The 20,136-nt window shown below is 51.2% G+C and carries 18 protein-coding genes; 4 read left to right on the top strand and 14 right to left on the bottom strand.

Going from position 1 to position 20,136, the window contains the following annotated elements:
• Positions 1-8 precede the first annotated feature (8 nt).
• Both MKY96_RS19105 and licT read right to left on the bottom strand, forming a co-directional pair.
• Positions 9-1,871 (bottom strand): beta-glucoside-specific PTS transporter subunit IIABC, encoded by a 1,863-nt coding sequence (locus MKY96_RS19105; RefSeq protein WP_340942392.1) that lies wholly within the window; start codon positions 1,869-1,871, stop codon positions 9-11.
• A gap of 230 nt (positions 1,872-2,101) precedes the next feature.
• Positions 2,102-2,947 (bottom strand): BglG family transcription antiterminator LicT, encoded by an 846-nt coding sequence (gene licT / locus MKY96_RS19110; protein ID WP_340942395.1) that lies wholly within the window; start codon positions 2,945-2,947, stop codon positions 2,102-2,104.
• A 268-nt stretch (positions 2,948-3,215) separates the two neighbouring features.
• On the opposite strand from licT, the gene MKY96_RS19115 reads away from it, so the two are divergent.
• The gene (locus MKY96_RS19115; RefSeq protein WP_340942397.1) at positions 3,216-3,461 is read left to right on the top strand and encodes a DUF7667 family protein; all 246 of its coding nucleotides are present in this window, start codon (positions 3,216-3,218) and stop codon (positions 3,459-3,461) included.
• A gap of 92 nt (positions 3,462-3,553) precedes the next feature.
• On the opposite strand, the gene MKY96_RS19120 is transcribed toward MKY96_RS19115, so the two are convergent.
• The 8 genes from MKY96_RS19120 to MKY96_RS19155 all read right to left on the bottom strand — a co-directional run bounded on the left by MKY96_RS19120 (position 3,554) and on the right by MKY96_RS19155 (position 14,027).
• Positions 3,554-5,422 carry an ABC transporter ATP-binding protein gene (locus MKY96_RS19120; protein ID WP_340942399.1) on the bottom strand — a complete coding sequence of 623 codons (1,869 nt, stop codon included), beginning with the start codon at positions 5,420-5,422 and terminating at the stop codon, positions 3,554-3,556.
• Entirely contained in the window at positions 5,419-7,188 is a 1,770-nt protein-coding gene (locus MKY96_RS19125) for an ABC transporter ATP-binding protein (RefSeq protein ID WP_340942401.1), read from the bottom strand. Before MKY96_RS19125 ends, MKY96_RS19120 begins: the two co-directional genes overlap by 4 nt.
• A 461-nt stretch (positions 7,189-7,649) precedes the next feature.
• The gene (gene sufB, locus MKY96_RS19130) at positions 7,650-9,047 is read right to left on the bottom strand and encodes a Fe-S cluster assembly protein SufB (RefSeq protein ID WP_340942403.1); all 1,398 of its coding nucleotides are present in this window, start codon (positions 9,045-9,047) and stop codon (positions 7,650-7,652) included.
• A 30-nt stretch (positions 9,048-9,077) separates the two neighbouring features.
• Entirely contained in the window at positions 9,078-9,506 is a 429-nt protein-coding gene (gene sufU, locus MKY96_RS19135) for a Fe-S cluster assembly sulfur transfer protein SufU (RefSeq protein ID WP_036721441.1), read from the bottom strand.
• The gene (locus MKY96_RS19140; protein WP_340942405.1) at positions 9,493-10,719 is read right to left on the bottom strand and encodes a cysteine desulfurase; all 1,227 of its coding nucleotides are present in this window, start codon (positions 10,717-10,719) and stop codon (positions 9,493-9,495) included. The genes sufU and MKY96_RS19140 overlap by 14 nt, the downstream gene beginning before the upstream one ends.
• Entirely contained in the window at positions 10,716-12,017 is a 1,302-nt protein-coding gene (gene sufD, locus MKY96_RS19145) for a Fe-S cluster assembly protein SufD (protein WP_340942407.1), read from the bottom strand. Before sufD ends, MKY96_RS19140 begins: the two co-directional genes overlap by 4 nt.
• 25 nt (positions 12,018-12,042) lie before the next feature.
• Positions 12,043-12,825, bottom strand: a complete 783-nt coding sequence (gene sufC / locus MKY96_RS19150) for a Fe-S cluster assembly ATPase SufC (RefSeq protein ID WP_340942409.1) — start codon at positions 12,823-12,825, stop codon at positions 12,043-12,045.
• A 173-nt stretch (positions 12,826-12,998) separates the two neighbouring features.
• Positions 12,999-14,027 carry a nitroreductase family protein gene (locus tag MKY96_RS19155; RefSeq protein WP_340942410.1) on the bottom strand — a complete coding sequence of 343 codons (1,029 nt, stop codon included), beginning with the start codon at positions 14,025-14,027 and terminating at the stop codon, positions 12,999-13,001.
• 209 nt (positions 14,028-14,236) lie between these two features.
• On the opposite strand from MKY96_RS19155, the gene MKY96_RS19160 reads away from it, so the two are divergent.
• A complete protein-coding gene (locus MKY96_RS19160) occupies positions 14,237-14,746 on the top strand; it encodes a MarR family transcriptional regulator (RefSeq protein WP_340942411.1) in 510 nt (169 codons plus the stop codon).
• Positions 14,747-14,877: 131 nt separating this feature from the next.
• On the opposite strand, the gene MKY96_RS19165 is transcribed toward MKY96_RS19160, so the two are convergent.
• Both MKY96_RS19165 and MKY96_RS19170 read right to left on the bottom strand, forming a co-directional pair.
• Positions 14,878-15,339 (bottom strand): Dps family protein, encoded by a 462-nt coding sequence (locus MKY96_RS19165; RefSeq protein ID WP_036692784.1) that lies wholly within the window; start codon positions 15,337-15,339, stop codon positions 14,878-14,880.
• A gap of 276 nt (positions 15,340-15,615) precedes the next feature.
• Positions 15,616-15,918 carry a YunC family protein gene (locus MKY96_RS19170; RefSeq protein WP_340942412.1) on the bottom strand — a complete coding sequence of 101 codons (303 nt, stop codon included), beginning with the start codon at positions 15,916-15,918 and terminating at the stop codon, positions 15,616-15,618.
• 213 nt (positions 15,919-16,131) lie between these two features.
• Here MKY96_RS19170 and MKY96_RS19175 point away from each other — a divergent pair, with 213 nt between their 5' ends.
• The gene (locus MKY96_RS19175) at positions 16,132-16,665 is read left to right on the top strand and encodes a hypothetical protein (protein WP_340942413.1); all 534 of its coding nucleotides are present in this window, start codon (positions 16,132-16,134) and stop codon (positions 16,663-16,665) included.
• Positions 16,666-16,752: 87 nt separating this feature from the next.
• Here MKY96_RS19175 and MKY96_RS19180 read toward each other — a convergent pair whose 3' ends face one another.
• Positions 16,753-17,130 (bottom strand): DUF423 domain-containing protein, encoded by a 378-nt coding sequence (locus MKY96_RS19180; RefSeq protein WP_036721421.1) that lies wholly within the window; start codon positions 17,128-17,130, stop codon positions 16,753-16,755.
• Between the two features lie 167 nt (positions 17,131-17,297).
• Between MKY96_RS19180 and MKY96_RS19185 the strand changes: the two genes are divergently transcribed.
• Positions 17,298-17,753 carry a hypothetical protein gene (locus MKY96_RS19185; protein WP_340942415.1) on the top strand — a complete coding sequence of 152 codons (456 nt, stop codon included), beginning with the start codon at positions 17,298-17,300 and terminating at the stop codon, positions 17,751-17,753.
• A gap of 85 nt (positions 17,754-17,838) precedes the next feature.
• On the opposite strand, the gene MKY96_RS19190 is transcribed toward MKY96_RS19185, so the two are convergent.
• Entirely contained in the window at positions 17,839-20,115 is a 2,277-nt protein-coding gene (locus MKY96_RS19190) for a copper amine oxidase N-terminal domain-containing protein (protein WP_340942416.1), read from the bottom strand.
• Positions 20,116-20,136: the final 21 nt, after the last annotated feature.

A 20,136-nucleotide genomic window follows, 5' to 3' on the forward strand; every position in this document is an offset into this window, starting at 1 on the left:
CTATCTTTTTATCGAATAAGTGTAAACAGTATCTCGCCGCTAGGTACTTCTGTCGCTGTGCTCTTAAGCACATCAAGGTACTGTGCCGAGTTGGTGACAATCACCGGTGTCGCGGTTACAAATCCGGCTGCACGGATGGCTTCGAGGTCAAATTCAAGCAATAGCTGACCCTTGACCACCTTCTCGCCTTCCTTCACTTTTTTGGTAAAATGCTGACCCTTAAGCTTCACGGTATTGACACCGACATGAATCAGCAGCTCCGCACCGCCCTCCGAAGTGATGCCGATGGCATGTCCTGTGGGGAATACAGTAGTTACCGTTCCATTCACAGGGCTGGTTAAGATGCCGGAAGAAGGCTCGATTACAATGCCCTTGCCCATGGCGCCGGAAGCAAAAGCTTCGTCAGGCAGGGTGTCAAGCGGCTGCAGCGTTCCTGCCAGCGGGCTTACAACCAGTTCTTTATCAATCAGCGTCGGTGTAGTCGTACCCGAGGTTGCACTTAAGTTAACCGATGCCGCAGCATCTGTCTCAGGCTCCTCGTAGCCAAACACCAGCACCAGTACAGCGGCCAGTACAAATGCTACCAGTATACCAATGACTACCCAGACAAATCCCGTGCCGAAATAGGTCGGCAGAGCCAGCAGACCCGGCAGCGAGAAGGATAATGCTCTTGCGCCGCCTGTTGCAATAATTGCACCGCCGATAGCGCCGGAGATACACGCATAGATGAACGGTTTTTTGAGCTTCAGGGTGACTCCATAAATGGTTGGTTCAGTAATCCCGAAGACCGCAGATAGTGTAGAAGAACCGGCAAGTGCCTTAAGCTGAGGGTTCCGCGATTTCAGGAATACACCGAATACAGCCCCGGCCTGCGACAGAACGGCCGCACTGAGAATAGGCAGCATGGTATCCTGTCCCAGTGTAGCAATATTGCTGAGCATGATCGGTACGAAGCCCCAGTGTACACCGAAGATTACGAACACTTGCCAGAACGCCCCGGCTATGGCTCCGGCCACAAGCGGACTTAGATTGTAGAGCCAGGTATAGCCAGAGGCCAAGCCGTCACTGATCAGGGAGCCGACAGGTCCGAAGGCCAGGAACGTAAGCGGAATAACAATGAGCAGTGCGAACATGGGAACAAGAATATTCCGCACGGACTCATGAATGAAGGAACGGAACCAGCGTTCCACATACGACTGCACCCATACCGCCAGAATAATCGGGATCACGCTGGAGGAATAGTTGATCAGTACGATCTTGATCCCCAGGAAGTGCAGCGGGTCAGGTGAGCCTACAGCCGCAATGACTGCGGGATAGATCAAGGCTCCGGCTATGGCAATGGACACGAATTGATTCGCCTTGAATTTGCGCGCTGCCGTAACCGCCAGGAAGACAGGCAGGAAATAGAACACGCTGTCGGCAGCCGCATTGAGGATCATGTAGGTGCCGCTGGCAGCACTAATCCAGTCCAGTGACAGAATCAGGGCCAGCAAGCCTTTGAGAATCCCCGCCCCGGCCAGTGCACCCAGAATCGGCGAGAAAATACTCGAAATGATGTCCACCGCTTTACCCAGAACTCCGGTGCTTTCCGAGCTTTCGTCACTGCCGCTTTTCTCCGCATCCTGAAGCGAGGTTTCCTTCATAATCTGCTCGAACACCTGGCTGACATTGTTGCCGATGACCACCTGAAATTGTCCGCTGTTCTCAACAACTGTGATGACTCCCGGAGTCTTCTCCAGCGCTGCTTTATTGGCTTTGCTGTTATCCTTCAGCTTGAATCTTAAGCGCGTGGCACAATGGAAGACGGAATTCACATTCTCTTCTCCGCCAACGAGTGTGATAATTTGTTTGGATAAGTCTTTATTGCTCATTTGGGTTTGCTCCTTCTGAAATCTGTAATATAAGCATCGCTGCAGAGGCGAGTTGTGCCAGCCCTTCTATCTTTCCCCTCTGCAAACAAGAAAAACCTGAACTCAAGGCAAAAAAGGCGTAGAACACACGCTATTTTGCCATCAGCTCAGGTTTTGCCTGCATGACCAGTTACACCCTGACAGATGATATGAAAATATATGAAATATTGTAGTCTTACGTATGTTACGTGTTACTCCAGATTATTGCGTTCAGTTACACGCTGAATGTGAATCGTCAAATAGACATATTCATCCTTGCTGAGGCTCTGGCCATGGGATTTCTCCAGATATTCATTAATCTTGCCTACGCATTCGAAAGCCTTGACATAGGTTAGCCTCACCTGATTGTACAGGAACTCTTCCCCGCTGTTGTTGGTCTCCTTCTTCAGCACCCGCATGGAAAAATACTGCAGATGGGTCAGGAACCGCGAATAATTAAGCGAAGTCTCGTCCAGCACAACCTTATAATGATAGGTAACGATGTTCAGGATATTCTGAACGATCTCCGTCATCTTGATCGTCGATCTTACCTCCGTGCCATCCATTCTGGCGTTGACCAGGTGAAGGGCAATGAAGCCGGCTTCATCCTCACCCAGCGAGAGGCCGGTGGTCTGTTCAATCATCTTCAGGGCATCCAGCCCGATTCCGAATTCCTTCGGGTAAAAGCGCTTGATCTCAAACAGCATCGCATTCTTCAGCTGAATCCCCTTCTCAAAACGCTCCAGCGCGAAATGAATATGATCCGTCAGCGTCAGATAGAGATTATCGTTCAGCTCTGTGTGCAGCACTCCACTCGCGTAGGTGACGATGCCGCTGGCCAGCTCCAGGTGAGCTACCGGAATATCATTCAGCAGTTCAGTCAGCCGGGCAGTGAATTCATTCTCATTCAGCAGAAAAATCTTATCCACCTTGGCAGGGTCCACATAATCACCCGCCACCTTATTGAAGGAAATTCCTCTGCCCATCACAATAACCTCCTTGCCCTTCTGGTTCTTGGTCAGGAGCACATTATTGTTCAGCACCTTCTCGATAATCATCTCAATTTCACCTCCTGACGCATAGTTTGTACAAAAAAAGCCTAAGTTGATCCCAATATCATTCATAAAATGATACTCGCATCAGCTTAGGCATTGCCCGCGTTACCGGTCACAATCCTGTATTACTGTTATTGTAGCATAAATAAAAGCGATTTCAAGAACTTTTTTATTCTAAAGATCTGAATATTCATATTAGGCTTCATTCCGGTTTGAAACCGCATCTCCAGGGTCACGCTAATAGAAGACAGTAATACAAGGAGGAGATAGGATGCTTGCGGTTCATCAGCGCCTTGCCGAGCTATATACCCTTAGTCTGAAGCGTCCGCTGGCTCCGGCGGAGCAAGACGAGCTTCAGCACTGCCTGCATGTCAACACCGTCTACTGCTGGGAAATGGCCCGCCTCCATATCGAAGCTCTGTTGGCAGAGGGTACTCAAGATACCGGATGGCAGCAGGAGATCAGCGTGCAGCTGCTGGAGGTCCGGGTAAGCGGGAAGCCGGGGAAACGGCCTTAACTAGAAGGAACTCTACATTTCCCCTTATTATTCCAAACGCAAAAAAACAGCAGCCCCTCCCTCACATCGGGGCCAGGCTGCTGCATGTGCATCTATAAGAAGCGGAACTGTGCTTCTATTAATCCGTTATAAATACCGTCGTGCTTGGTCAGCTCGGCATGGTTGCCTTCTTCCTTGATCTCGCCGTGATCCAGCACTACGATCTTATCCGCATGGCGGATGGTCGAGAGGCGGTGGGCGACGATGAAGGAGGTCCGGCCCTGAAGCAGCAGCTTCAGCGCTTCCTGAATCTTGATCTCCGTCTCCGTATCAATACTGGCGGTCGCTTCATCCAGAATCAGAATCCGCGGATCGGCCAGCAGCGCCCGGGCGAAGGACAGCAGCTGGCGCTGTCCCATGGACAGTGCGCTTCCCCGCTCCTCCACCTCGGTATCATAGCCGGCAGGCAGCTTGACGATGAAATCATGGGCGTCTACGGCCTTCGCAGCCGCTTCAATCTCTTCATCCGTGGCATCCAGCCGCCCGAAGCGGATGTTGTCGCGGATCGTTCCCGAGAAGATGAAGGTATCCTGCAGTACAATCCCGATCTGTTCGCGCAGACTCTGGAGTGTAACCTCGCGGATATCCCGGCCGTCAATTGTAATGTGACCGCTCTTAATATCATAGAACCGGCCAATCAGGTTGATGATCGTGCTTTTGCCGGAGCCGGTATGTCCTACAAGGGCGATGGACTGGCCTGCTTTGACATCCAGATTGATGCCTTTGAGTGCCGCACGGCCTTTCTCATATTCAAACACTACGTTATTAAAGTGAATATCCCCTTGAATCTTGGACAGCGGCGTTGCTCCCGGCTTATCCTGCACCGCAGGCTGTTCGTCGAGATACTCGAAGATCCGCTCGGAGGAAGCCATCGCCACCAGCAGCTGATTGTACATCTGCCCGAGCCGGTTGATCGGGTCCCAGAAGTTGCTGACATAACTGCTGAAGGCGACCAGGAAGCCGACCGTAAGCTCTCCAGACTGGATCAGGTATGCCCCGAACCAGAACAGAATCATCGTCCCGAAGCCGCCGGTGACTTCAATGATCGGACCGAATGCCTGGTTCATGGCTGAGGCCTTGTTCCACGACTTCCGGCTGTCCATATTCATGGCATCGAAATAATGCATGTTCTCTTCTTCCTGTGTGTAGGCCTGGGTGACGCGAATCCCCTGTATCGACTCATTTAGATGGGAGTTGATCCGGGAATTCTTCATGCGCACATCCTGCCAGGCAATCCGGATTCTCTGCCGCAGCTTGGTCGAGATCAGGAACATGATGGGCACCGTAATCATTACGGCCAGCCCCAGCTTCCAGTTGATCAGCAGCAGAATAATCATAATACCCAGCAGCTGCACACAGTCAATCATCAGATTGACCACCCCGTTGGTGAACAAATCCTGCAGCGAGTTGATATCATTGGTCACCCGGACCAGCACTGACCCGGCCGGACGTTTATCGAAGAAATTGAAGGACAGCTTCTGGATATGCCGGAACAGGTCCGAGCGCAGGTCATAGATCACCCGCTGGCCGATCACATTCGTATATTTGATCCGGTATACGCCGGCGATCCATTGAATCAGATACAGCACGATTACACTGGCTGTGAGCGTGTAGAGCAGCGTCAAGCTGGTGCTTCCCTCTTTTGGAGCAATCGCTTTATCAATCGCCATACTGGTCAGGAATGGAACCGTCAGCTTGGTAATCGTGCCCAGAATCATCATGATCGAGACCAGCGGCAGCATCTGCTTCGCATATGGCTTCATATAGCCGAATAAGCGGGTGAACTGATTCCAGTCAAAAGCCTTGTCGATCACATCATCGTCTTTATAGATAAAACGTTCTTCAAGCGTCTGTTCTTCAACCTTACTGTTGTCGGTATTTAATACGCCGTCAGCGGCCTTCTTGGAGGTCTCAAGACTCATGCCGGATCACCTGCCTCTCGTCCGTTATCCCTGGCTAAATAATCGGCGTACTGAATCCGGTATACATCCTGATAAGGTCCCGGGACAGCGATCAATTCCTGATGGGTGCCCTGCTGGACCATTCTCCCTTCATTCATGACAATGATCTGATCGGCATGACGCAGGGAGGAGATCCGGTGGGCAATAATCAGGGTGGTCCGTCCGCGCATAACCTCCTGGAACCCGGCCTGAATCTCATGCTCCGTCTCCATGTCCACCGCACTGGTGGCATCATCCAGAATAAGAATCCGCGGATTCTTGAGCAGCGCGCGGGCAATGGCAATCCGCTGCTTTTGGCCGCCCGAGAGACCCATTCCCCGCTCACCGACTACGGTATCATAGCCTTCCGGCATCTCCATAATGAAGTCATGCGCCTTCGCCAGCTCGGCGGCACGGATAATCTCATCCATGCTGACATCCTTCAGTCCATAAGAGATATTATTACGGATCGATGAGGAGAACAGGAAGGTCTCCTGGAACACCGTCGATATTTGCGAGCGCAGACTGCGGACCTGGAACTCACGGATATCCACACCGTCAAGCTTAATACTGCCCTGATTCACATCATAAGCACGCATCATCAGCTGGGTAATCGTGGATTTACCGGACCCCGTTCCGCCGAGGAAGCCAATGACCGCACCCGGCTCGGCATGGAAATGAATATCCTTGACTGCCGGCATTTTGTTGCCGTAAGCGAAGGTCACATGATCGAACTCGACCTCCCCTTTCACTTCAGCCGCTGCAAGCTCGCGGGCATTCTCTTTATCCCGGACATCAATCTGCTGATTCAGCACTTCCAGCACACGTTCGCCGGAGGCCTTCGACTGGGTATAGTTGTTGATGTGGAACCCTAGCCCCCATACCGGACCGATGATGTACCAGATCAGGCTGAAGAACGCAACCAGCTCACCCAGCGACATCTTCCCGTTGATCACCAGCGTACCGCCGACACCCAGCAGGATCGCTACACTGACCGAAGCCAGCAGCTCCATGAACGGGAAGAATTTACTCCACAGCTCAGCTGCAAAAATCTGATTATCTTTATAACGTTCATTACGGTGTGAGAATTTATCAACTTCGTAGGCCTCTCTGGCAAACGATTTGACCGTTCTTACCCCGGTGACATTCTCCTGTACAGCCGTTGTCAGGGAACTTAACGCCAGGCGCATCTCCTGAAAGGCCGGATGAATCTTGGATTCAAATCTGAGTGCGACTACCGCCAAAAACGGCATTGTGATCAGAGTAACCAGCGTCAGCTGCCAATTGATGGTGAACATCATAATGGAGCCGAACAGAACCATGAAGAACACATTCAGCAATTGGGCAAATCCGAAGCCAATGAACATCCGGATTGCTTCCAAATCCCCGGTCAGCCGGGACATCAGGTCACCTGTCTTCGCCGTATCATAATAACGGAAGGACAGGAATTGCAGCTTCTCATAGCAGGCATTGCGCAGCCGGTAGGCCAGGAAATTCCCCAGCCGTCCGCCGAAAAATCCATGGGCAAACTGCAGGCACGCCTTGACAATAATGACAGCAAGCACACTGAGAGCGAGTACGGGCACCTCAGTAAACTTTAGGGGAACAATAACATCATCGATCAATCTCCTTAACAAATTGGGGGTAATAAGCCCCACTGCAGTTGCGGCCGCCAAACATACAATCGACAGAATCAGATAGTGCAGCTTCTCCCGATAAAAGCCCCGCAGTTGCCTGAGAACATCCATATCTCTCCTCCTTAAAGCTTTACGAAGTAAAGCTGGCTCCGTAAGCATAAACTTAGCTTTACGAAGTAACCTGCCCCGTAAGCAAGAACTTGGTCTCTAAATATCGAACTGTAGGCTAGCTTTTTTAGCGCTTCCAATTTAGTGACTTTAAGCAGTTTATCATCCCTAATTTAATGCGGCAAAGGGGAGAAACCACCGTTTTCCCTCTTTTTCCGGAATAAACCGGGCTTAAGCAGGGGCTAAAGGACGCCCGTCGTTTTAAATGCTGCTATTTCCTCGCAAATACTGCTCAATTAAGATATAGCAAGATTCAACAATGCGAAGCAGCTTTTTGGAAGCCTAATAAATGTATTTTATGTTCCTATAAAACACAAAAGTGCCCACAGAGCTTTGACCAACCTGCATCAAAGTTCTGTGGACACTCACTGTATATCGCCTGGTTATTGAAGGAGGCAGCTAGTTTACCCTATACTGCCTTCCATTTCGAACTTGATCAATCTGTTCATCTCGACCGCATATTCCATCGGCAGCTCTTTGGTGAACGGCTCGATGAAGCCCATGATAATCATCTGTGTAGCATCAGCTTCGGAAAGACCGCGGCTCATGAGGTAGAATAGCTGCTCCTCAGATACCTTGGAGACCGTCGCTTCGTGCTCAAGCACAATGTTATCGTTCATGATCTCATTGTAAGGAATCGTGTCCGAGGTGGACTCGTTATCCAGAATGAGCGTATCGCATTTGATATTGGATTTCGCACCTTCTGCCTTGCGGCCGAAGGAAGCGAGTCCACGGTAAGTGACCTTGCCGCCGTGCTTGCTGATCGACTTGGATACGATGGTTGAGGTGGTATCCGGTGCCAAGTGAATCATTTTGGCGCCTGCATCCTGATGCTGGTTCTTGCCCGCTACCGCGATGGACAAGACCGAACCCTTGGCTCCACGGCCTTTAAGAACAACCGCCGGATATTTCATAGTCAGCTTGGAGCCGATGTTGCCGTCTACCCATTCCATCGTAGCATTCTCTTCGGCAACCGCACGTTTGGTAACGAGGTTATAGATGTTCGGTGCCCAGTTCTGAATGGTGGTATAACGGACACGGGCGTTCTTCATGCAGAGAATCTCAACCACTGCACTATGCAGAGAGTTCGTGCTGTAGATCGGGGCAGTACAGCCTTCAACATAATGCACGAAGCTGTCTTCGTCTGCCAGAATCAGCGTACGCTCGAATTGTCCCATATTCTCGGAGTTGATGCGGAAGTAGGCCTGCAAAGGAACTTCACACTTCACACCCTTCGGAACATAGATGAAGCTGCCTCCTGACCAAACGGCACTGTTAAGTGCGGCGAACTTGTTGTCAGCAGGCGGAATTATTGTGCCGAAGAACTTCTTGAACAGCTCAGGATGATCACGCAGTGCGGAATCCGTATCTGTGAAGATTACACCCTGATCCTCCAGGTTCTGCTGCATGCTGTGATAGACTACCTCAGATTCATACTGTGCAGAGACACCGGCAAGGAACTTCTGCTCCGCTTCCGGAATTCCCAGCTTGTCGAAGGTCTCTTTGATCTCGGAAGGAACCTCCTCCCAAGTCTTGCCCTGCTTCTCGGAAGGTCTAACATAATATTGGATATCCTCGAAATCCAGATCATCCAGATTGCCGCCCCACTTCGGCATAGGCATCTTACGGAACTGCTCCAGGGATTTCAGCCGGAATTCCAGCATCCAATCCGGCTCGTTTTTGATTGCGGAGATTTCCCGGACGATTTCTTCCGTGAGTCCTTTACCAGACTGAAATATCGACTTGTGCTCGTCACGGAATCCGTACTGGTATTCCTCCATATCAGGCGCTTTCTTAGCCATGGTGTCAGCCTCCTTGAGTGTAATATTATTTTATAAGCTTCTTTGCGTATCTATGCCTTTGCGCAGCGCGTTCCAGGCCAGAGTGGCACATTTGATCCGCGCCGGAAATTTATTAACACCGGACAGGGCTTCAATATCTTCGTAGTCACCGAAATCTGCTTCTTCACCCTTCATTAGAGAGGAGAAGCTGTCAGCCATCTCAAGCGCATGCGCTATCGATTGGCCTTTGACCGCTTCCGTCATCATCGAAGCCGACGACATGCTGATTGAACAGCCTTCGCCGCTGAAACGGGCGTCCTGGACGACGCCGTCCTCCACCTTAAGCTGAAGCGTAATGCGGTCGCCGCAGGTAGGGTTATTGAGCTCAATCTTAAGTGCGTCATCTTCAAATGAGCCGCGATTCCGGGGATTTTTGTAATGATCCATAATTACGCGTCTATATAAATCATCCAAGTTCATAGCTGAAATACTCCTTTGCCTTAATTAAGGCTTGCACCAGCGCATCTACATCCTGTTCAGTGTTGTACAGGTAGAAGCTCGCCCGGGCGGTGGAGCTAACCTCCAGCCAGCGCATGAGCGGCTGGCAGCAATGATGCCCCGCGCGGACAGCCACGCCTTCCGCATCCAGCACGGTGGCCACATCATGCGGATGAACATCACCCAGGTTGAAGGTGACTACCCCCACCTGACGGTTGCGGGGACCATAGATCGTCAGATCACTGACCTCCGACAGCCGCTGTTCCGCATATGCTGCAAGCTGCATTTCGTGGCGGTGGATCTCATCCATCCCGACCTCCTGCAGGAAATCAATCGCTGCTCCTAAGCCGACGGCACCTGCAATAATCGGTGTTCCGCCTTCGAACTTCCATGGCAGCTCCTTCCAGGTAGACTCATACAGCCCGACGTCATCGATCATCTCGCCGCCGAATTCAACCGGCTCCATAGCTTCCAGCAGCGCCTTCTTGCCGTAGAGAGCACCAATACCAGTAGGCGCAAGCATCTTGTGCCCCGACAAGGCGTAGAAATCGCAATCCAGGTCCTGCACATCCACCTTCAGATGCGGAGTGCTCTGTGCACCGTCCACCACGATTACTGCACCGTTCCGGTGGGCAATCGCTGCAAGCTCTTTGATAGGATGAGTAACGCCCATGACATTAGATACATACGCTATGGCTACGATCTTGGTCCGGGCAGTAATCGTCTGCTCGGCATCCTCCAGCGTGATCGTACCGTCCTTCTGCAGCGGCAGGAATTTCAGGGTAGCCCCGGTATTCTTGGCCAGCTGCTGCCAGGGAATGAAATTGCTGTGATGCTCCATCTGGGTAATCACGATCTCATCCCCTTCCTTCAGGACGGAAGGACCGTAAGAGGAAGCTACAATGTTGAGCGCGGTCGTTGTCCCGCGTGTGAAGATAATTTCCTTCACACTGCGGGCATTAATGAAGTTCTTCAGCTTCTCGCGGGCGCCTTCATACGCATCGGTTGCCCGGCTCCCCAGGGTATGCACCCCGCGGTGTACGTTGGCATTATCCCATTCGTAGTAAGACTTGACCGCCTCAATGACTTGACGCGGCTTCTGGGAAGTGGCCGCACTGTCCAGGTAGACCAGCGGATGGCCGTTGATCTTCTGGTTCAGGATGGGAAACTGCTCCCGGATCTGACTGCTAATCATTGGCCTAACTTCCTTTCCACAAGAGTTTGGAGCTGATTGCGCAGTCCCTCCAGTGGAATTTGCGACACAACAGGTGCAAGGAAGCCGTATATGATCAGTGTTTCTGCGTCATGCCGCGATAATCCCCGGGACATCAGGTAATAGACTTGCTCGTAATTGACCTGTCCTACGGAAGCGGCATGGCCTGCGGTTACATCATCTTCATCTATAAGGAGGATCGGGTTGGCGTCTCCGCGTGCTTTGGGGCTTAGCATCAGAACCTTCTCAGTCTGCTGTCCGTCAGCTCTGGTAGCGCCCTTCTCAATCTTCGTAATTCCGTTAATAATCGAGGTTGCTGAATCCCGCATAACAGCACGGGTGATCATGTCACTCGGTGTATTCCGTCCGAAATGCTGCGCCTGTGTAGTGTAGCTCAGCTTCTGCGAGCCGGAGCCTACAGCAATGACCTTCGCATCTGAGCTTGAACCGTTGCCTTTGAGCACCGATTTGGTATCGCTGGCTGTATCTCCATAGTTCATCTCACCGATGATCCATTCGATAGTACCGTCATTCTCCACAACGGCACGGCGGTAAGTCACATCCGTTGTATCCTGTCCCAGTTGATGTACAGTGGCGTAACGTACCGTCGCACCAGCGCCGACGAATACTTCAACGGCTCCGTTGTGCAGCCCCGCTTCGGATTTATCAGATACATAGTTGTCTACATAGGTTACAGAGCTGTTAGAATCAGCCACAATCAGAATATGCGGAGCAAAAGCAGCTTCGGCGTCATCAGCGAGCAGCACCGCCTGCAGCGGAGTCTCAATGACCACATTCTTCGGAACATAGAGGAACACCCCGCCGTTCCACAGCGCTGCATGCAGTGCTGCAATAGAGTGCTCTTGCGGCAAGACTGCCTTGTGCAGATAACGCTGGACCAGGTCTCCATGCTCTTTGACAGCACTCTGCAAATCAGTGAAGATTACGCCTTGCGCAGCCAGCTCCGGAGCCAGGCGGGCATACACTGCCCCTGAATTGCGTTGAATAATCAGGCTGCCTTCCTCCTGGCCCTTGATCAGTCCGGCGATAGAGGCAGGAGCCTCGTTAAGGGAGGCCAGCGCCTGGCTCGCCTTAAATTCGCCATAGTTGTTGATATTCCAGCGGTCGATCCGTGTCTTCTCCAGCTTCGGCAGTTCAAGCTCAGCAGCAAGCTCCAGTGCCTTCAAGCGGCTGTCCTTCAGCCAGCCCGGTTCGCCGCTACTCTGCGACTGTGCGCTGAGCTGCTGGGCGTCCACGGGAAGTATGGTTTGCGTCGTCATAAGTGGTTTCCTCCTTCCAGCGTTTCTAAGCGTCTTGTCCTACGGTTTCGTCTTCAATGCCGAGCTCTTCCTTGATCCATTCGTAGCCTTCTGCTTCCAGTTTCTGTGCCAGCTCAGGACCGCCCGATTTCACAATCCGTCCCTGCATCATGACATGAACATAGTCAGGCTTGATATAATTCAACAAACGCTGATAGTGGGTAATAACCAGGAAGCCGCGTTCCGGGCTGCGCATGGAGTTCACACCATCGGCGACAATTTTGAGCGCATCAATGTCAAGGCCCGAGTCAATCTCGTCAAGGATGACGATCTTAGGGTCCAGCATCATCATTTGCAGGATTTCATTACGTTTCTTCTCCCCGCCGGAGAAGCCTTCATTCAGATAACGGTGCAGGAATTCAGGGTTCATATCCAGCTCCTTCATCTTGGCTTCCATCAGACGGATGAACTTGATCAGCGAGATTTCACTGCCCTCTTCACGGCGGGAATTAATCGCACTGCGCAGGAAGTCGGAGTTGGTCACTCCGCTGATTTCGCTTGGATATTGCATCCCCAGGAATAGTCCGGCACGGGCACGTTCATCCACGGCCATCTCCAGCAGATCCTCACCTTCAAGCACAGCTGTGCCTTCTGTAACAACATATTTCGGGTGACCCATCAACGCGGAGGCCAGAGTACTTTTACCAGTACCGTTCGGTCCCATTACGGCGTGAATTTCCCCGCCCTTCATCTGAAGGTTGATCCCCTTCAGAATTTCTTTTCCTTCAATCGTCGCTTTCAGTCCCTCAATGACAAATTCTGCTGCCATAATTAATATTCCCTCCATTGATCGATTTGCGAAATCAGAAAGTTGTATTGTCACAGGTTAACCCTGATTACAAGCAATTAGATTTTATATCACATTATAATTATTATAAAGTGAATCAGGATGATTATCAATGATTCTCACTAATTTTATTACAACGGCCCTTTTTTATCAAATTAATTAATGGTTATCTTCACTGCGGGAGAACGAAACCCGGAATTTGAATATCGCTTAGGTTCCCCCGCTTCAAGCACTGCGACGATCCTCTCCAGCGGACGAAGCCCGAAGGACTCACACTGCTTCCGGTCATAGACCCATCCCGGAATCCTGCGGCGAATGTGCCGCCCTTCGGACTGGGCCAGCAGTTGAAAATTCTGTATCAAGCTGCACACCGCGGCATAATCCTCGTTCTGCTTGTGCGGGTCTGTCTCTTCTCTGGCTACGACTAGAAGGAACGGCGGAGAAGGTGCCTCTTCAGAGAACCGACGTTTGCCTGAGGCCTCTGTCTGATCGCCCGTCACATAGATGAACCGCCAAGGCTCCCGCATGCCGTCATTCGGCGCCCAGACCGCCTCGTTCAGCAGCCTCAGGACATTGTATGCGGAGAAAGGGGCGGCATCCGCAAGCTGGCTGCTGTCTTCGCCGATAATCGTCCATTTTCGTTCTGCCGGTGTTCTTTTTCGTCCTCGCGGCGCTTTGTCAAAGTAGCCGATTTCCAGCATTCCGGCAAACCTCTCACCTTCCCGCCAACCGATGAGCTCATAGAACGATTCGCTCAGAATCATGGGATCTGAGAACCACAGCATCCCCAGCCCTTGTTCCCAGCCCAGAAGCTGTACCGTTTGCATGATGCTGCAGACCGCGGCGTAATTCTCGTCCCGCTCCAGCTCCGTACTGGCAGACTCTGCAATGAAGATCACATGAGCGGGAGTACCCGTGATTTGCTTTTTTAGAAGATCTGTCATTGGGGCAGGAAGTAGCTTCCCGAGCCATGTGCCCGTCACCTTCGCCATCATGGATTCAGCCAGCTCTTCACGGGACTCGGGAGTGCCAAAGTAAAGACAGCGCCAGTGCGGCGTTCCTTTGGCTTCGTATAAGCCAGCTGCCTCATTCACCAACGAAATAATCCGTTCTTGTTCAACCGGTGCAGCGCTGAATCTCCGAATGGTCCGCCGTTCTCTAACCGTTGTGAACACATCCTTCATCTTCATCCCCCCCAAAATATCGTTTGGCAATCAATAATTAATATTGTTTACCAGTTAACTATATTTTGAAAGAAACACGATGTCAATCTGTATTATTAAATTTAATATCAGTTAATTTATTATAAATAACTTATCTGAACAGTTAGTTTACACGTTAATAATTTTAAGTTAGAATAAAGGTACTTTGCAGAAAGGAGATGCTAACCCCTATGCATTCCTCTGAAGGACTTAAGCGGCTGCTGTATGACCGTTTTCTCCATCTATCCCATTTAGTTGAAGAGACTTTTGTAACCGAAATGGATGTATTTACTGATCTCACACGGAAATACGGGATTACTCTCACTTCAACCAGCTTGACCAGTATTCATGTCATCGACTGCATCGGCCATCAAGAGCCTGTCAACAGCACCACCATCGCGGAGGCCATGAAATTGTCCAAGGCGAGCATCACTAAGATCAGCACCAAGCTTCTCCAGGATGGCTGCATTAAGCGGAGCCGGATGAATGACAACAAGAAAGAAATCTACTTCAGCCTTACTCCTAAAGGCAGACAGCTCTTTGAACTCCACGCGCGGATGCACGAGAACCTGGAGGAGAAATTCATCGAGAAAATGGGTGAATTCTCGGAACCGGAGCTGCAGGCTTCACTGAAATTCATTCAAACGATGATTGATGAGAATACAATGCTTCCCTTAAATCTTAGTCAATTCGACAAGTAAAAACGGCTACGCTGTCTTTTTAAAGGGGTGTGTATGAAGCACATGAATCCTTATATTTTGAAAAATAAATAAAGCCTCCCGAAGGGAGACTTTATTCCTATATTCAATTCATTGTGCTATTTATCCGGCAATCAGCCCAGGAAAGCGCGCAGCATCCACTGGTTCTTCTCCAGATCCGTGCGGATCTTGATGAAAAGGTCTGCTGTCGGCTGGTCGCTGATTTCTTCCGCCAGCTCGATGCCCTCTGTCAGTTCTTCAGCCACTGTAGCGAAGTCTTCAATCAGCGCCTGAACCATACCGCGGGCATCTTCTTTGCCTGTGGCTTCCTGAATGGTAGCCAGCTCCAGATATTCTTTCATAGTTGCTGCAGGACTGCCTTTGATGCTCAGCAGGCGCTCAGCCACCTCGTCCATTTTGAGTGTAATATCATCGTACAGCTCTTCGAACTTCACATGCAAGGCGAAGAACTGCTCACCCTTCACATACCAGTGATAGTTATGCACCTTCACATACAATACGTTCAGGTTGGCAACCTGACGGTTCAGTACCTGTTCCAATGAAGCGGTGTTCACTTTGTTTGATGCTTTAGCCATGAGATGATCCCTTCCTTATCCATTGAATTTAGCCGGCTGCTTGTCCATTGTCCGGCCTTGCAGTTGTCTATTCTCCATTTACCCTTTTGCCTGGAGAGCGAAACAAGTCTGACCCCGGACAAGCCCTCTTCCCCGCCCGCTGGCTGCAAGCTTGTGTCTTCACCCGTAGGATGAACCAAGCAAGCGCCGGTTATGCTAAATGAGGCGGTTCAAGACAGAATAAAGTCAGCCAAGGGGCCGGGAAGCTCCTTGGCTGACTACACATCGATATGCGCCTTACATCATTAGCAGCAGGGCCTCTGCACCGGACATGCCCGGAACGATTCCCAGCTTTTCTGCTTCTATAGTTACAGACTCCAGCGGCGCGGCCAGCAGCTGTTGAAGCGTGCGCACCCCGACAGCCCTTGCCGCAATAATCTGCCGGTCGCTCAGCACCTCGTTCAGCAGTCCTATATCCAGCGCCCCGCACATGATATACCCCTTGTCTGTACTGATGCTGAGCAGCGTAGTTTTGGGCAGCTTCACCTCAACTCCCACCAGGACATGACCGCCGACCTGCATAGGCTCTAACGTTACCATTTGCAGCACCTCCTTCTTTTCACACTCACGTTGTAGGTTATGCTTTCATTTCGGAGCGCGTGTGGACGATGGTCCTAGTTCATGGAGAAATCGGAGGGTCAGAAGTCCTTATTTCTATGCAGGAGGGTATATAATTTCCGCTTATTTAGTGGTATAGTTTATACACTAATTTAAATTAAAGAAATCGTGACTAACGATTAAGCTGGGGGATTAATGGATAAGAAACTACAACACACCGACGGCAATTATCTTTTCAATGTCGACATCCTGATTAATGCCCGCACCAACCCGCTTGCGCTGCAGTTCCTGCTTGAAATGTTGAATTCAAGCGACAAAGTCACTGATTTCAACATCAACTCCGGGCTGGAGCTTGGAAGAGCCATTGATCATCTGCTGAAGTCCGCAAAAATGGCTCTGAAGAATGACAGCTTCACACCTGCTCCGGTGCCAGTGAAATTGCCGGAGAAGCCGGCAGACCCTCAGGCAGCCAAGCCTGCGGAGAAGCCCGCAGCTAAGAAGCCTGTAGCAGCACCGGCAGAAACTCCAGCAGATGTATTCGGCAAAATCAGACAGTACATTCAGAATAACCAGCTCGTCCGGCTGCGTGCGAACCGGCATGGCAAACAGGTATCCATGCCCTGCCGTATTCTGAACTTAGACGAAACGGAGAATTCGCTGAGTGTATACCATGTAGACGAGAAGCAGGTCTACACGTTCAAGCTTAATGAAATCGATGAATTTCTGTAAGACACAGAAGCACCCGCTCCGGGTTCCGGGGGCGGGTGCTTCTTTCTCTTACGATTATTTTGGCGAATACGCAGCTCTTGCCGCACTTCACTTCTTGCGCGAGAAGGCCTCCAAGGCCAGGCAGATCCAGCCCGCAATGAAGCATACGCCTCCCAGCGGAGTGATTGCTCCGAGAACCTTGACACCGGAAATACTGAGGATGTACAGGCTGCCCGAGAACAGGACAACCCCGGCAACCATCAGCCGCCCTGCCCAGCGCAGACGGACACTTTCGCCCCATTGCCCAGCGGTAAGCCCGATAAGTATCAGGGCCAGCGCATGGAACATATGATACTGTACGCCCGTCTCGTACACCTGCAGATAGTGCTCACTGATTACAGGCTTAAGGATATGCGATCCGAACGCGCCAATGGCAACAGACAGCATACCCAGCAAGGCTCCCCAGCCTACCAATCTTCGTTGCATGGATATACAGCTCCTTCCCTGAGTTGAACTTCTCCTATCTTAACAATCAGCTTCGCCTTTTGCCAGCCGCATCATTATGTAGCTGTATGTCCTGAGGACTTGCATTTAGAGCGCTGTTATGATGAAGTGGTAGTAATAACCTATTACACCCCAAGGAGTGCAGCCAAATGGACTATCATTCACCTCCCAAACCGGACACCGCAGCAACCGAGCCTGCAAGATGGGGCTCTTCGGAACAAGACATGAACCCGGATTATGCTTACCAGGAGAACAAACGCGATTATAAACACTCGGGCCCCGGTATCGCTTCGTTCGTAATCGCTCTGATTACCTTGATCTGTTACGCCATTACTTTCGTGTATGTAGGAGCCCAAGCAGCTTCTCTAATGAATGAGAATAAAATGCTGATTGCCGGTTCGGCAGAAACGATCATGTATCTGGGCCTGACGATGCTGATCCTGGTCGCAGTGAATATCATCGGGGCGGTTACCGGTATTATCGGTCTGACCCTGCGAAGAAGGCGCAAGGTTTTTGCTGTCATTGGCACCATCATCAACGCCGGCTTCCTGCTTCTGTTCATGCTTCTGCTATCCGTTGTTCTGGTGAATGCCGGAGCGTCCTGATAGCCGCTCTACAGCAAACACAGCATATCCCCTAACCGGGACATGCTGTGTTTTTTGGTGCAACCCTCTAAACAGAGCCGGACTCTTATATTTCGAATTCTTCGCTTGAATCGGACAGTCCGCCGTTCTGCACTCCAGAGCTGTTGGCTACCGCAAGCACGTATACCTTATACTTGGTTCCTTTTACTATCGGGTTACCGTTAATATCTCTGGCTGCAGCCGCTATCGAGAGATTGCTTCCGTTAGGGACTGCTGATCTGTAGTAAGACGATTGCACGCTAAGGGCTTCTGCAGTACCGAAGCTCTGCTTGGAAGGGACAACGAATACCCGGTATTCGGAAATATTCGACTCACGGGCAGACTTGGTGAAGTTAACCGCAAGTTTGCCGTTATCCATGCCGTAGGTCACATTCGTCACGGAGGTGACGGGAAGCTTAGCCGATAAGGTAATGGCTGCCGATCCCTCCGATAATACATTAGCTCCCTGGTAGCTGCCGTTTCTGACCGTCAATACATATACCCGGTAGCTGACTCCCGGCTTGATGGCTGCACCGCGTACGTCTTTGGCTGAAGCATCGAGCACCTGATTGGTGCTGTCCCCGGATGTACCTGCGGTTGTATAATTCCCCGCATTATTCGCATCCGACAAGCTGAAGCTGTTGTAATAATTCATAGGCACCACCAGAATCCGGTAATGGCTGATGTAGGATTCGTCTCCGGCATGATTGAACGATACTCTCAGATCACGGCCGTCTCCATAATCGTTCACATCACTCACACCTAGATTCGAAATGGCACTGAGGCCGGAGGTATTCACCAGCGTAATCGCCGGAGAAGCAGCGGAAAGCACATTCGAGCCCGAATTGTTCCAGTTGCCTGCCGCGAGCACATACACTTTGTAGCTGGTTCCGTTCCTGATCAGGGAACCGCGCACATCTCTGCTGGAGGAATTCAGTATCTGCTCGGTATAGGTTCCTGATGTGTTTACCGCCGTATAATTCGCACTGGATACATTATTCGCATCATTTAAGCTGAAGCTGCTGTAAAAGTTCGTTGGCACAACCAGAATGCGGTACTGGCTGATATTGGTCTCGTCTGAGGCATGGTTAAAGGTAACCTTCAAGTCCCGCCCGTCATTATAATCGTTCACATCGGTCACATTCAGGTTGGATACCCCTGCATTGGCCAGTGTAAAGGCCGCCGAAGCAGGTGACAGCACATTATTCGCAGCATTGCTGCTGTCAACCGCCAGTACGTATACCCGGTAGCTGACACCCGTCTTGATCAGCGCTCCATCTGTATCTCTGGAGCCGGAGGAGAGGTTCATACTGATGTTGTTCCCCGTCTTGTTGATCTGCGTGTAATTGCTGCTGGAGACCGCATTGGCTCTGCCCAGGTCAAACACCGTGGAATTGGACGCTTTGACTACGAAGATCCGGTAGGAGCTTATCTTACTCTCATCGGCCAGCTTGTTGAAGCTGACAGAGAGATCCCGGCCATCGCCGTAATCACTGGTATCCGTTGCCTGGACGGTGCCCAGTGCCGGAACTGCCTTATTCTGCAATGTAATAACGGAAGCTGCACTGGAGAGGGCACTGGTATTATTGCCTTTGCCGACTGTCACTACATATACGCTATATCCCTGATTATTCTTAATCAGGTCACCGTCGATCGTTCTGGCGGCAGCGTTCAGCTTCACAACAGGATTGGCTCCTGTTACCAGAGCAACGGAATAGTTAGAGGAACCTACTGCCAGTGCAGACGACAGATTCAGTGTGGTACCGCTCTTGGCGATAAGTACGCGGTAGTGATCCACCAGCGACTCGTCAGCTGCACGGTTGAAGCTGACCTGCAGATCCCGGCCGTCTCCATAATCGCCGATATCCTGGGCGGCTACTCCCGATACCGGAGCCGCATTCCCGCCAACCGGAACCGGAGTGGTGATCGTTACAATCTGCGCAGCCGGATTCCAGCCGACCTCGCGGCCGAGCGCTTCACTCACGAACCGGGTAGGCACCATTGTGCGGCCCTTCAGATTCTGGCCCGGCACATCCAGGCTGACTGCCTTGTTGTTGATGGTTGCGATCTTGGAGCCAATCTTCAGTACAATCGTTGTATCGTTCTGGGAAGCTGTTACTGTCTGTGTCTTCTGATTCCACTTGATGTCGGCATTGAAGGCTTCAAAGATAGCCCGCAGCGGAACCATAGTCCGTCCGTTCACCATTACCGGCGGCTGATCTGTGGACAAGGTCACCCCGTCAATAATTACTCTGATGGGCTTAGCTGCTGCCTGGGCCGGAGCCTGAAACAACATCGGTACCACCAATAATCCTGCGACAATCGAAATCCATAACTTTTTCACAAGCTCACCCTCCCGGATTGG

The organism is Paenibacillus sp. FSL R7-0302 (assembly GCF_038006885.1).
Lineage (GTDB): Bacteria > Bacillota > Bacilli > Paenibacillales > Paenibacillaceae > Paenibacillus_AQ.

What these genes read in the sequence shown, in the direction of transcription:
- MKY96_RS19105 (WP_340942392.1), bottom strand. Translation starts at nt 1,871, where the DNA reads ATGAGCAATAAAGACTTATCCAAACAAATTATCACACTCGTTGGCGGA.
- licT (WP_340942395.1), bottom strand. Translation starts at nt 2,947, where the DNA reads ATGATTATCGAGAAGGTGCTGAACAATAATGTGCTCCTGACCAAGAAC.
- MKY96_RS19115 (WP_340942397.1), top strand. Translation starts at nt 3,216, where the DNA reads ATGCTTGCGGTTCATCAGCGCCTTGCCGAGCTATATACCCTTAGTCTG.
- MKY96_RS19120 (WP_340942399.1), bottom strand. Translation starts at nt 5,422, where the DNA reads ATGAGTCTTGAGACCTCCAAGAAGGCCGCTGACGGCGTATTAAATACC.
- MKY96_RS19125 (WP_340942401.1), bottom strand. Translation starts at nt 7,188, where the DNA reads ATGGATGTTCTCAGGCAACTGCGGGGCTTTTATCGGGAGAAGCTGCAC.
- sufB (WP_340942403.1), bottom strand. Translation starts at nt 9,047, where the DNA reads ATGGCTAAGAAAGCGCCTGATATGGAGGAATACCAGTACGGATTCCGT.
- sufU (WP_036721441.1), bottom strand. Translation starts at nt 9,506, where the DNA reads ATGAACTTGGATGATTTATATAGACGCGTAATTATGGATCATTACAAA.
- MKY96_RS19140 (WP_340942405.1), bottom strand. Translation starts at nt 10,719, where the DNA reads ATGATTAGCAGTCAGATCCGGGAGCAGTTTCCCATCCTGAACCAGAAG.
- sufD (WP_340942407.1), bottom strand. Translation starts at nt 12,017, where the DNA reads ATGACGACGCAAACCATACTTCCCGTGGACGCCCAGCAGCTCAGCGCA.
- sufC (WP_340942409.1), bottom strand. Translation starts at nt 12,825, where the DNA reads ATGGCAGCAGAATTTGTCATTGAGGGACTGAAAGCGACGATTGAAGGA.
- MKY96_RS19155 (WP_340942410.1), bottom strand. Translation starts at nt 14,027, where the DNA reads ATGAAGGATGTGTTCACAACGGTTAGAGAACGGCGGACCATTCGGAGA.
- MKY96_RS19160 (WP_340942411.1), top strand. Translation starts at nt 14,237, where the DNA reads ATGCATTCCTCTGAAGGACTTAAGCGGCTGCTGTATGACCGTTTTCTC.
- MKY96_RS19165 (WP_036692784.1), bottom strand. Translation starts at nt 15,339, where the DNA reads ATGGCTAAAGCATCAAACAAAGTGAACACCGCTTCATTGGAACAGGTA.
- MKY96_RS19170 (WP_340942412.1), bottom strand. Translation starts at nt 15,918, where the DNA reads ATGGTAACGTTAGAGCCTATGCAGGTCGGCGGTCATGTCCTGGTGGGA.
- MKY96_RS19175 (WP_340942413.1), top strand. Translation starts at nt 16,132, where the DNA reads ATGGATAAGAAACTACAACACACCGACGGCAATTATCTTTTCAATGTC.
- MKY96_RS19180 (WP_036721421.1), bottom strand. Translation starts at nt 17,130, where the DNA reads ATGCAACGAAGATTGGTAGGCTGGGGAGCCTTGCTGGGTATGCTGTCT.
- MKY96_RS19185 (WP_340942415.1), top strand. Translation starts at nt 17,298, where the DNA reads ATGGACTATCATTCACCTCCCAAACCGGACACCGCAGCAACCGAGCCT.